Origin of the sequence: Acinetobacter sp. ABJ-A23_2 (assembly GCF_044538765.1) — a bacterium.
Classification (GTDB): domain Bacteria; phylum Pseudomonadota; class Gammaproteobacteria; order Pseudomonadales; family Moraxellaceae; genus Acinetobacter; species Acinetobacter nosocomialis_A.
This window is the reverse complement of sequence record NZ_JBIUCP010000004.1, coordinates 72,197-84,890: the sequence shown is the minus strand read 5'-3', so window position 1 is coordinate 84,890 and position 12,694 is coordinate 72,197. Positions and strand designations below refer to the sequence as shown.

Sequence of the window (12,694 nt, the reverse complement as noted above, 5' to 3'; positions counted from 1 at the left end):
TTTTAATATTAAGTTTTATTTAAATGTTTCTAATAATTCTCTTTGAGCATTATGTAGTTTTTCACCTTCAGTAGGTTGAGCACGGACCCAAGTACCATCACCTTGTAATAACCAAGCTTGCTGATTGTCTTGCAAATAATTAAGAAGACCTTGCTGATAAATTCGTTTTTTCAATGCAGGATCTTCAATCGGGAAGCATGCTTCAACACGATTAAATAGGTTACGATCCATCCAGTCTGCACTTGAACAGTAAATACGTGCATCACCATTATTACTAAAGTAATAAACACGTGTATGCTCAAGGAAGCGTCCTACAATTGAACGTACTCGAATATTTTCCGATAAATTTGGCAATCCTGGGCGTAAGCAACAAATAGAACGGATAATGAGATCTACCTGTACCCCTGCTTGAGAAGCTTCATACAATTTATTGATTAATTGAACTTCCGTTAAAGCATTCACTTTCACAATAATTTGAGCTTTACGACCAGCCTTTGCATTGGCAATTTCTTCATCAATAAAGTTGATGAGCTGAGCATGCAAAGTAAAAGGTGCATGGAGTAACTTTTTCAGTTTTGCCATTTTGCCCATACCTGTTAACTCTTGGAAGATACGGTGTACGTCTTCACATAAGTCTTTATCAGTCGTCATGAGACCATAATCGGTATAAATACGGGCATTCATAGCATGGTAGTTACCTGTTCCTAAATGAACATAACGTACCAATTTATTATTTTCACGGCGTACCACCATAATCATTTTGGCATGGGTTTTATAACCCACGATACCGTAAACGACCACTGCTCCTGCTTCTTGAAGTACATTTGCCACTTCAATGTTTGATTCTTCATCAAAACGGGCACGTAATTCAATAACTGCCGTTACTTCTTTTCCATTACGTGCAGCTTCAGCCAAGACTTGTACAATTTCCGAATCAACACCACTACGGTAAAGCGTTTGTTTAATTGCAAGTACTTGTGGATCACGTGCTGCTTCACGAAGTAACTGAATAACTGGAGCAAAAGATTCAAATGGATGATGAAGTAAAATATCCTGCTTTTGCATGGCCGAGAAAATACTCTCGGTCTTTTTAAACACTTTTGGTACGACTGGCGTATGCGAGTCATAACGCAAATGAGGACGTTTAAAGTTTGAAACCAGACGAGCCAAGTTTACCGGACCATCAACTTTATATAGTTGTTCTTCGTTTAAGTCGAATTCTTCAAGCAGATATTCATAAATATGTTGTGGACAGTTATGAGTTACTTCCAAACGAACTGCACGACCAAATCGGCGTGAACTTAATTCACCTTTTAAAGCTTTAGCTAAATCTTCAACGTCTTCATTGAGCGCCAAATCAGCATTACGAGTTACACGGAATTGATAACATCCAGTTGCAGTCATGCCGGGGAATAAGTCTGATACATGTTCATGAATAATTGCCGACAGCATGACATGATGCTCTTTACCGCCTGTTAACTCATCTGGTAATCGTACAACACGTGGTAATGAACGCGGCGCTGGTACAACGGCTAAATCAATTTGACGACCAAACGCATCTTTACCTTCCAAAGTCACAATAAAGTTCAGACTTTTATTGACTAACCGTGGGAATGGGTGAGCAGGATCTAGACTAATTGGTGTTAAAACAGGTGCAACTTGTTCCTGAAAATATTTTTTAACCCAAGCCGATTGAGCGGGCGTTAATTCCCCACGACGCAAGAAGCAAATATCTTCTTCACGGAGTTTAGGCAAAATTTCTTCGTTTAAAATACGATATTGGCGTTCAATTGCCGCATGAGCAGTCTCAGAGATTTTTTGTAAGACTTGTCTTGGTGTTAAACCATCAGGGCTTCGACTTTCATTGCCTAGAGCATATTGCTCCATAACTCCTGCCACACGAATTTCAAAAAACTCATCTAAATTACGCGAAAAAATGAGCAAGAAATTCATTCGCTCAAGTAATGGATGTAAAGGGTCGACTGCCTGCTCCAATACGCGCAAATGAAAGTCAAGAATAGACAATTCACGATTAATATAACGGTCGTTATAACTATATTCTGTTGGGGTCGTTGCTGTAATCGCTGTATTCATGTCTAACTTAATCTCTTTCCAACCAAAATCTCTGCAAAATAGTATGCTGCAAATTTATGTCAATTTGATAAAAACTAAAAAAATAACACATCTTTAAGACAGAGTTATTCAGGAATCTGGGTGCTATTCATATAACGTAAAATAACGCGTTTTCGATATTGTAGTTTATGGTCATTACGGTGATCTTGATAATATTTTGGATCAGGCAATAACGCGGCTAAAAAAGCAGCTTGTTCACGCGTTAAGCTTTTAGCACTTTTACCATAATAATATTGAGAAGCTGCTTCAACACCGTATAGATGTTTGCCAAATTCAACCGAGTTCATATACACCTCAAGAATTCGGCGTTTTGACCACATGCGCTCCATCATCCATGTCGCTACTGTTTCTTGGCCTTTACGAATAAATGAACGCTTATTATATAAAAACAAATTCTTTGCAAGCTGTTGAGACACGGTAGAACCACCCGCAACAACTTCACCCTCTTCATTGTTACGCTCAAGGGCAAAATGAATACCGTACCAATCAAAGCCATGATGATGGATAAATTTAGCATCTTCACCAGCTAAAATCGCATGTTTGAAATTATCGCTAATATCGTCATAGTCGAGCCATTCATGAATAATTGGCCGAGATGTATCAGACCAATAATCAATTCGCATAAACATGGTGGTATCAACTTCATGTGTACGCCACCAAACCAAACTTGAGAAGATCCAAAGCTGAATTAAGAGAATTGCCCCAATAAAAATTAACAACACGCGAACAATAAAAGCTTTCATGTTCGTCCTGATCTCCTGTATTCAACTTTTTTCATGTTAAGCTGTAAAGCATGTTCATATATAACAAAAGCATAGCATGACTCAATCTCAGCCTCCGCACATTAATCGTAAACTCAATGTACAAGCATGGTGGCTGACCGCCCTACTGATCTCAATTAATGTAGGTTTATTCATCTGGCAAATTATATCTGGGGTCGACATTAGTGACCCAGCCATAAAAGATGCTCTTCACTGGGGAGCAGATTTTACACCACTTACTTTCTCTGGACAGCCAGAACGTTTATTTACCAGCATGTTTTTTCACTTTGGTATTATTCACCTTATGCTTAACATGTGGGCCTTATATATTTTCGGTAATGTCGCTGAAGCTTTATTTGGTCGTTTATATGTTATTGGTCTGTATTTACTTGCAGGCTTGTTTGGTAGCCTTTTAAGTAGTTATATCAATATTCAAAATGGACATGAATTACTACAACACTTTGATCCAAGCTTACTTCCTCACGTAAGTGCGGGTGCCTCGGGTGCCGTGATGGGACTAGGTGCAGCTTTAACTGTTCTTTCTTTATTTCCACCCGTACCACACCAAGCCTACATACTTGATAAAAAAGCATTATTAATGATTATGGCGATTAACCTTATATTCGGTTTGGTTGCCACAGGTATTAATAATGCTGCACATGTCGGTGGCATGGTTATGGGTGCATTACTCGCACTGATTTGGTATTTAAGCTATCGCACTCAATTTAGAAGCCTACTAAAATTTTTAGGGTTGGTGGGAGGCCTTTTAATGATTGTCGGCTTCTATATCTACTGTAATCAGCTCAACTCACCATTACTTCCGCTTTGGCATGAGGTTTTAATTCAAAACCCAGAAATACTACCCTAACTTAAATCTGGTTTAGTTCCCGTAAACTTTGTAATGGCGGCAAATTACAAAGATACCCAAGTCGATATCGACCAATGAGAGCACAAAGCAACATCATAGCCAGTGGTAAAATCAACCATATTTCAATATGCCACTGTAGAGCCATATTCATTTTATAACTTGCAATTGCACTAATTACCTCAGCAAAACAGCAGGCAACAATGCCTGCTAACAGCCCTAAAAATCCAATTTCTAAGCTCAGCATCTGCTTCATTTTATTTTTAGACAAACCAAATGACCGTAATAAAGCAACTTCCCGACGGCGCTCATCCATTAACAGATTTAAACAAGCAATTAATACTAATACTCCAGAAAAGCCAACCAAAGCCGCGAGCACAGTCACGATTTTGACCAATACATTCATTAAACGCTTTACTTCATCTAAAATTCGATCAACATCAATAAAAACCGTATTGGAGAATTGCTGAATAATATGAATCATCTTAGATTGATCTTGCTTAGGCACGTAAAAACTACCCAAGTAGCTACCTGCATTCTCATCTAAAGTTTTTGGCGAAAAAATAAAGAAGAAATTTGGACTAAAACTTTCCCATTCAACATTTCTAAAATTCACAACTTTAGCTTGTAAAGTACCGTCTGGCAGGCTAAAAGTAAGCTTATCGCCAATCTGAATACCTAGACTTTCAGCAGTTTTTGCCTCTACTGAAACTTGGCCTACAGCGTTGAACCCAGATTGACCTTTTGTAATGGCATTGTCATTTGGTAAAGCACTCGACTGAGTTAAATTTAATTCACGGCGTAAAGCATTATTTTGCTTTATGGCTTCTTCTGAAAAAGGTACATCATTCTTTGCGAGTAACCGCCCACGAATGTTTGGATATAACGGTGTACTTTGCCAACCATTTTGCTTTAACTGTTGCTCAAAAGCTTTTAAATCGAATGGAGGTAGGCCATAAACAAACTGGTTTGGTGTTCCCTCTGGTAATTGCTGTTGCCAACGCTCTAATAAATCTGTTCTTAATACACTTAACACGGTAATGAGACTTAAACCCAAAGCCAGTGCTGTAATTTGTAAAGCACTTTGCGATGGTGAACGAATATAAAAAGATAAACGGGTTTTCATCTTCTTTAAACTACGAAGCAAAACCCAAACAGCGGTGTACAACAAAATACAAAGAGCGATAATCGCAGCCAAAACCATAATGCTGAGCATCAAGTTTTCACTTAAAACTAAGCTAAAAATAACAAGACTGGTAATACCAGCAAAGAACATAAAAAATAGTGATTTTCGAGATTTTGCCTGCTCTCGAATAACTCGAATTGGAGGTGTATTTAACAGCTCCCAAATGCTTGGCAAAATAAATCCGAGTAGCACAATCACACTCGTAAAAATGGCAATTGGTAAGGGGCCAATTAAAAAACCGACCGCGGAAAAACTTAACTCTAGTTGTGGAATGAGCTGCAACATAAGCTCAAGCAAGCCATAGCCCATCATTATTCCGAGTAGGCTACCGATCACAATCGAAACTGCACTGACTACACAAAGTAGCCCGATATAGGCCCATAAAATTTGGAACTTACTGGCACCTAAACAACGTATTAAAGCAATATGATCTTGGTTTTGCTGAACATAACGCTGACTCGTTAACGCGATGGCAATGCCACATAATAAAATCGTTAAAATATTGGCAAGTTGTAAGAATGTATCGAGGTTTTCTAACGGACGTAATAATCTACTATTTGATTCACTGGCATCGCGTAAGCGTAAACCTGCAGGTTCTTCCTGATCATTTACGGGTTTATGTTGCTGTTTAAATTGCTGACTAAAGTTCTGAACCTGTTCAGGTTGACCAGACATTAACAATCGATAATCAATTCTACTGCCAGTTTGTATTGCATGCGTTTTAGCAATATCGGCTTGATGAATAATAACGGTAGGCGAAAAACCAGAAAAACCTAACTCTTGATTTGAATCTCGTACGATGACACCACTAAAACGAAATTCGGCATCTGCAATAGAAACCGTATCGCCTAGTTTAACTTTAAGTAAATCGGCTGCTCTTTGACTTAACCACACTTGGCTTGGTTGAATGCTATGAGCACGGGGTGCAATCTCAAGCTTTCCTCTTAATGGGAAAGCAGGTTCTATTGCTTTGACATTGACCATGACAAACTGATCTTGAGTATGTGCCATTGAACTAAACATGGTCACATTGGTCTGCCTTAAACCAAGCTGCTCTGCTTTTTTCTGCCATTTAGTGTCTAGAGGTTCGTTATTCGACAGAACTAAATCAGCTGCTAACATTTGTGCTGCTTGTAGGCTTACCGCATTTTTCACTTGATCATTACTAAACTTAAGGGCCGTGGTTGTGCTAATGGCAAGTGAAAGCGCAATAATAAGTAAATATAGCCCTCCAGTACGAAAGCTTTGTAGTAAAAGTGGCTTAAGTAAATTACGCATAGTCTAGCCACCCTGTACTGTCTTTAGTCGTCCGTCATCTAACTCAACATGACGTTGACAAAGCGCTGCCAAGTTACGGTCATGTGTGACCAAAATAAGCGTTGTACCAAGCTCTTTATTTAAATCAAAAAGTAGAGTTTCAATTTCTTGAGCCGTTTGTCCATCTAAGTTCCCAGTAGGTTCATCGGCAAAAATGATTTGTGGTTCGGCAATGAGAGCCCGAGCAATTGCCACACGTTGCTGCTCTCCTCCAGATAAGACTTTAGGGGTTTGCTCTGCCTGTCGGCTTAAGCCTACTCGATGCAACCAATCTAAGGCTTTTTGTTCAGCAACTTTATAATCAAAATCTTTACGCAACCGAAGTGGTAACATTACATTTTCAAGTGCACTTAACTGCGGTAAAAGTTGGAAAGACTGAAATACAAAACCGATATGCTGCATTCGAATTTGAGCGCGCTGCTCTTCTGTTAACTGATGAACCGCCTGTCCACATAACCACACTTCTCCTTCAGATGGTTGATCTAAAGTCGCTAAAATACCCAGTAATGTTGATTTACCCGAACCAGAACGTCCTGTAATTGCTACCTGCTCCCCCTCATAAATTTCTAAATCAATATTTTTTAAAATCGTAAACTGATTTTGGTTAATCTGAATAGTTTGTGTAACTTGATGGGCAGCAATGATAGGTTGTGGCATGATGTGGACAGTCCTATATATTTAGTATTCGGGTCGAAACACAAATGTATAAATCTTATTTGTTTAGTTCTAAAAGTCTCTTGCTTATTTCATTGAGCATGTTGCCTATGTTCGTCTCGGCCAAAACTATTTTAATTTTAGGAGACAGTATTAGTGCCGGTTATGGAATAGACCCTAAACAAGGTTGGGTACAATTACTACAAAAACGTTTAGACCAACAGTATCCCAAACAACATAAAGTGGTCAATGCAAGTATGAGTGGTGAAACGACTAGTGGCGCGTTGGCACGATTACCTAAACTTTTACAGACGTATAAACCAGAGGTTGTTGTTATTGAATTAGGTGGGAATGATGGCTTGCGTGGACAACCGCCACAAATGATTCAACAAAATCTGTCTCAGCTCATCCAATTAAGCCAAAAACAAAAAGCACAGGTTATTCTTTTTGGTATGAAGATTCCGCCAAATTATGGGACTGCTTATAGCAAGGCTTTCGAAAACAACTATAAAACTGTAAGTCAAAAATATCAGGTGAAATTACTACCATTTTTCCTTGATGGAGTCGCTGGTCAAAAACAGCTTATGCAAAATGATTTGATTCATCCAAATGCTCAAGCACAATTGAAACTACTTAATTTAGCTTATCCATACATAAAAGGTGCCCTATAGGCACCTTTTAATTTTAAATCTTTTTAGACTGATCAGAAGTCAAAAAAAGTAACTTCACCAGTTTCTAATGAATATTCTGCACCAACAACAATCAATTCACCTTTTGCAATCAAGCTTTCAAGCACACTTGAACCATGACGTAACTGATTTACCGAAGCAAAAACATTTGAACGTACTGCATGGCACGATAATTTTTTCAAATCATTTTTTAAGTCAGTTTGCATTAAAATTTCAACAGATGGACGAACACGGTTCACAATCGACATCAAGTTAGATGAAGGCGGTTGATCAGGGTTCATTAATGTATCAATTGTTGCTTGAATCGCGCCACAATGACTATGTCCTAATACAACTACAACTGGACAGTCATAGCGCTCTGCTGCGAACTCAACACTACCAACTTGTGAAGGTGCAACCACATTACCAGCAACGCGAATTACGAATAAGTCACCAAGACCTTGATCGAATACCATTTCTGCTGGTACACGAGAATCAGAACAGCCTAATACAATCGCAAACGGATTTTGATCCTTTGCCATTTCAGCACGTTCGTGATGCGATAAGGTTTTTGCAAGGGAAGTATTTCCATTTACAAATCGTTGATTACCGGCTTTCAGACGATCTAAAACTTCTTGCGCAGTAGGCATTTTATATTTCCATTGTTTTTTCAAGGTTGGAAATCATTTTAATGTGTCAAAATTTGAATGTCACTGACAAAAAATAAATCCTTTTTCATGAAAAATTTTAAAAATACTTCCTTTACTTAAATGTGAAACTTACTGTCCCTTCCCTACTGTTTAGTGAAAAAATAAACATACTTTAGTTCCTAGATTGACTATAATTTTCTTCATTCCAAACGTTTGGCAAATGACTCATTGGCAAAGTTTTTCAATAATTTTTCAAACTCGCTTAAGCTTCAAGGATGAAATCTATGACCAGGCTGTCTGCATCAATTAAAGCCTCTATGAAAAAAACTGCTACTGCACTGACATTAGCTTGTAGCTTATGGTCGGTTATGAGCATTTCTCAAGCACAGGCAATCGACAATATTGATGTAACGTATCAAACAGTCTTACAGCAAGAACGCAGCTGGGCGGGCCTTCAAAGCAAAAAATTAAAAGTAGGTGATATCACTTGGTCATATAGTGAAGGTGGTTCGACCACAAAACCAACCTTATTACTTATTCATGGTTTAGGTGGCAGTCGTGACAATTGGAATCGCATGGCGCATTACTTAACTACGAATTACCACGTCATTATTCCAGACCTACCAGGTAGCGGCGAAACTATTGTTGCTCAAGACTTTGACTATTCGGTTCCGAACCTTGCTGAAAAATTACGCCGTTTTGTTGAAGCTGAAAATTTGAAAGGACCTATCCATATTGCTGGGCACTCACTTGGTGGTTCTATTGCCCTACTCTATGCTGGACAGTATCCATTTGAAACCAAAAGTCTATTTTTAGTTGATAGCGGCGGTATTTTCCGTTCTGCCAATACAATTTATCTAAAAGACCCTGCCTACTTAAAACAACTTTTGGTCTCTAAAAAAGGTGACTTTAATTATTTATTAAAACAAACCATGTTTAATCCTCCGTTTATTCCTAAAGAGTTCTTACAAGCTCAAGAAAAACTGATGATTAATCAGGCGCCACAAACTCAAAAATTGGTCGACCAACTCATTGCACTTAATAAAGTCTATACTCCAGACTCTTTTGCGGTACTCACCAAAACCATTGATGCACCCACACTCATTTTATGGGGCAAACAAGATAAGATTATTAATGTAGAAGTGGCGAGTGAACTCAAACGACTTTTGAAAAACGCACAGCCTCCAGTTATTTTAGAAAACGTAGGCCATATGCCAATATTGGAAGCTGAGCAGTTAGTTATTCAACAATATGTACCGTTTTTACTAAAAGTAGAAACAGATCAGACGTCAAAAACGACCGCACCTTAAATAAAACTTCGGACTTGTGAGACCTTATGTCTACCCAACCAATCATAGAAAAACTTATTGAAGCTCATCTAGATTTTTTAGATGAGCAATTTGCTCAGACTCAGGTGATCCAACAAGAGTTTGAACAATTTTATCATTGGTTGAGCAGTCGACAATTACAGCACCTTTGGACCTTTGACCAAATTCAACAGCTCATTCAAAAGCAGATTTTAGGTACACCTGCTTCTGATTTTCTACTTGAACAGATTGCTGAGCATATTCGCTTTGCACTCATTCATCCTGCAAATGACACGGCAACAGTTGAAGACGTTATTCCTGTTTTAACCATTGACCGCATTGCGCAGTATGTTGCAAGTAAAGAAGAGCACCGTAAAAAACTCATTAAAACAATTGTAAATAATCCGGCCTTTTCTGCCCTTTTAACGCAACTGATTCAGCAAACAATGCATGATTATTTAGATGAATCTATGTCAAAACGTGTACCGGGTGTAGGCCGTTTTATGAAAATGGGTAAATCGGTATTAGAAACAGTGACTGATTCTAATCTCGACGATACCATTAACTATTATTTGCAAAAGAATATTTTAAAACTCAGTCAAATGAGTGAACGCGTTTTAAACCAACATTTTGACAATGATAAGCTCTACCATTTTCAGGCAAATGTTTGGCACAAAGTTAAAACGATGCCTCTTTCTGTTTTGAAAAATTATGTAGAAGTTCAAGATTTAACAAAAACAGTGGGCTTAGGACATGAGATTTGGGACCACATTCGTCAAACTGATTACCTGAAACAACAAGTACATGATGGTATTTACACTTGGTACGTCCGTAATCAGGAACGTAGTTTTGACTTATTACTGCGTGACCTTAATATTGATGAAAGCCTAGTACAACACGAACTCACTCAGTTACTTGTACCAGTATTACAGCAATTAGTGACAACAGGACATTTAAGACGCCGTGCTCGCGTGTATCTAGAGAAATTTTATTATTCTGAAAAAACATTAGAAATTCTAAACAACAAAGGCGCTTAAAGCGCCTTTGTTGTTTAACTATTTAAAATTTATAAATAACCCCTAAATTATAACGGCGTCCGTCTAAAACATAATTGTAAGTTGCTACATCAATATCTTTATCAAATAAGTTATAAATACCTGCTGCAACTTGGATTTTATCAGTCGGTTTATAGTTCATACCAATATCAACCAACCCATAAGCAGGTTTTCCTTCAGCCATTGAAGTTCGGCTTAAATATTCAGAAGTTTTACTACGGAAATTCAAGCGGCTCCACATGCCCACCAAATCATTCACTTGCCAATCTAAAGTAGTATTAAACATGTGTTCCGGCATTTCATTTAAAGGTTGACCTTTAAACTCCCCACTCTTTTGCTCTGTATCAGTATAGGTATAATTAGCATTCAACTTTAAGTCAGGTGAAATGAGCCAACCAAACGTCGCTTCAACCCCTCTCATACTGGCTTTATCTACATTCGTACGTTGACTGACAAAATCAAATTTTGTACCTAACCAATCACAATTATAAGTACCTGCATCTCCTGAACAGGTTCTAACTTCTGTAATTTTATCCTTAAATTCGCTATTAAAAATCGTTAGGCCAGCATTCAAGTTATCTAAATTATCCCAAGAAAATGACAGCTCATAGTTAGTACTTTTTTCTGGTTTTAGATTTGGATTACCAACAATTACCCCTGCCGAACGTCCTCCTCCCGTAGCTTGTCCCCATTCTGCTACTGTCGCTCTTAGCGCAGGTGTTTTATAGCCTGTTGAGACACCGCCTTTAATGATCCAGTTATCATTTAAAGTCCACACACCGTAAACCTTAGGAGTGAAATGATCTCCAAATTTTTCGTCCTGATCCATACGCAGTGACATTGTTAAAGTAAACGGATCAATAATATTCCATGCATCTTCTGCAAATAATGCCCAGCTATAACGATCTAAATTAGAAACAGGTTGTGACCCGCCCACTTTTAATTGGTTTCCTAAGTCATCTAATTCTTCTTTTAAATAACTGCCCCCAACGCTCAGCGCATGATTTGCGAGTGTGATCTGGTTAAGCGTATTAAAAGTAGTATTCACCGCTTCCATATTTCTAGATGGATTTTTATTTTCTTCGCGTTGAATATAAGAATGAGTTTTTACAGGACCAATGTCACCACGATGGGTCAAACTATATTCAGTACGATAATAATCCGTTATTGAATCCACTGGTGGATTACGTCCAGTTTGAATAGGCGAAACTGATTTTCCAACTGTAGCATTACGATTTTGAATAGAACGCTGATATTCAAGTTCAATGGTATGTTGGTCATTCGGAGTCAGACTTAAAGTGGCCCCACCTGCACGGATTTTTTGTTTGCTATAACCACCAATAATTTCATCTTCATCTCTTTGTGAAAATGTGCCGTTGGCTTTTAACCCAAGTAAATTCTTAATTAATGGCCCTGAAACATAAGTATTAGCTTGGTAAAGATTGCCAGATTTATTGTTTTCTTGGATGGTGGTATCCAACTTAACCGAGCTACTCCAAACATCTGCAACTTTTTTAGTAATAATATTAATTACACCACCCATCGCATCTGAACCGTAGAGTCCAGACATTGGGCCACGAATAACTTCAATACGTTCGATACTTTCGATTCCCGGTAACCAACCTTGTTCAATACCTGAATTATCACTATTTGGTCGTACAGAACGTGTGTTTACTTTCTTACCATCGACCATAATAACGGTATAGGCACTCCCCATTCCACGAATACTGATATCAGATGAACTTCCGCCCCCTGTAACCACGACACCAGGCACATCTTTAAGTGCATCAGTGACATCACGATATGCTTTTTTATTAATTTCATCTTGAGTTAAAACAGAAATAGAAGCGGCTGCTTTTTTTATATTTTGTTCAAAACCACTTGCTGTCACGACTATTTTTTCTAACTGTGCCACTTCACTATCTTTTTTATTTTTTCTGGAAGAATCAACTAAAATATTTTCACTTTCAGCGGCATAAGCCGCAGGAAACATTCCTGTAAGTACCGAAATTGATAGTACAGATTGGAAAATACGCTTAGTCATATCCTGCTCCAACAGATTAAATTATGAATAAATATTAAGTTTTACTTAAACAAA

General features: G+C 38.1%; 10 protein-coding genes. 4 read left to right on the top strand and 6 right to left on the bottom strand.

Features of this window, described 5'->3' with window-relative positions; all coding sequences use genetic code 11:
* Positions 1 to 15: 15 nt before the first annotated feature.
* A complete protein-coding gene (ppk1, locus tag ACH63V_RS02665) occupies positions 16 to 2,094 on the bottom strand; it encodes a polyphosphate kinase 1 (protein WP_396462653.1) in 2,079 nt (692 codons plus the stop codon).
* A gap of 104 nt (positions 2,095 to 2,198) precedes the next feature.
* Entirely contained in the window at positions 2,199 to 2,876 is a 678-nt protein-coding gene (gene mtgA / locus ACH63V_RS02660) for a monofunctional biosynthetic peptidoglycan transglycosylase (RefSeq protein ID WP_396462652.1), read from the bottom strand.
* 76 nt (positions 2,877 to 2,952) lie between these two features.
* On the opposite strand from mtgA, the gene ACH63V_RS02655 reads away from it, so the two are divergent.
* Entirely contained in the window at positions 2,953 to 3,762 is an 810-nt protein-coding gene (locus ACH63V_RS02655) for a rhomboid family intramembrane serine protease (protein WP_396462651.1), read from the top strand.
* A gap of 1 nt (position 3,763) precedes the next feature.
* Here the strand turns inward: ACH63V_RS02655 and ACH63V_RS02650 are convergent, their stop codons facing one another.
* Both ACH63V_RS02650 and ACH63V_RS02645 read right to left on the bottom strand, forming a co-directional pair.
* Entirely contained in the window at positions 3,764 to 6,223 is a 2,460-nt protein-coding gene (locus ACH63V_RS02650) for an ABC transporter permease (protein WP_396462650.1), read from the bottom strand.
* A gap of 3 nt (positions 6,224 to 6,226) precedes the next feature.
* Positions 6,227 to 6,919 carry an ABC transporter ATP-binding protein gene (locus ACH63V_RS02645; RefSeq protein WP_396462648.1) on the bottom strand — a complete coding sequence of 231 codons (693 nt, stop codon included), beginning with the start codon at positions 6,917 to 6,919 and terminating at the stop codon, positions 6,227 to 6,229.
* 44 nt (positions 6,920 to 6,963) lie between these two features.
* Here ACH63V_RS02645 and ACH63V_RS02640 point away from each other — a divergent pair, with 44 nt between their 5' ends.
* Entirely contained in the window at positions 6,964 to 7,587 is a 624-nt protein-coding gene (locus ACH63V_RS02640) for an arylesterase (protein ID WP_396462647.1), read from the top strand.
* 32 nt (positions 7,588 to 7,619) lie between these two features.
* On the opposite strand, the gene ACH63V_RS02635 is transcribed toward ACH63V_RS02640, so the two are convergent.
* On the bottom strand, positions 7,620 to 8,234 hold the full coding sequence (locus ACH63V_RS02635; protein WP_003653067.1) for a carbonic anhydrase: 615 nt from the start codon (positions 8,232 to 8,234) through the stop codon (positions 7,620 to 7,622).
* A 284-nt stretch (positions 8,235 to 8,518) separates the two neighbouring features.
* On the opposite strand from ACH63V_RS02635, the gene ACH63V_RS02630 reads away from it, so the two are divergent.
* Both ACH63V_RS02630 and ACH63V_RS02625 read left to right on the top strand, forming a co-directional pair.
* A complete protein-coding gene (locus ACH63V_RS02630) occupies positions 8,519 to 9,544 on the top strand; it encodes an alpha/beta fold hydrolase (RefSeq protein WP_263613155.1) in 1,026 nt (341 codons plus the stop codon).
* A 26-nt stretch (positions 9,545 to 9,570) separates the two neighbouring features.
* On the top strand, positions 9,571 to 10,578 hold the full coding sequence (locus ACH63V_RS02625) for a hypothetical protein (protein WP_396462646.1): 1,008 nt from the start codon (positions 9,571 to 9,573) through the stop codon (positions 10,576 to 10,578).
* A 22-nt stretch (positions 10,579 to 10,600) separates the two neighbouring features.
* On the opposite strand, the gene ACH63V_RS02620 is transcribed toward ACH63V_RS02625, so the two are convergent.
* A complete protein-coding gene (locus ACH63V_RS02620; protein WP_396462645.1) occupies positions 10,601 to 12,640 on the bottom strand; it encodes a ligand-gated channel protein in 2,040 nt (679 codons plus the stop codon).
* Positions 12,641 to 12,694 lie beyond the last annotated feature (54 nt).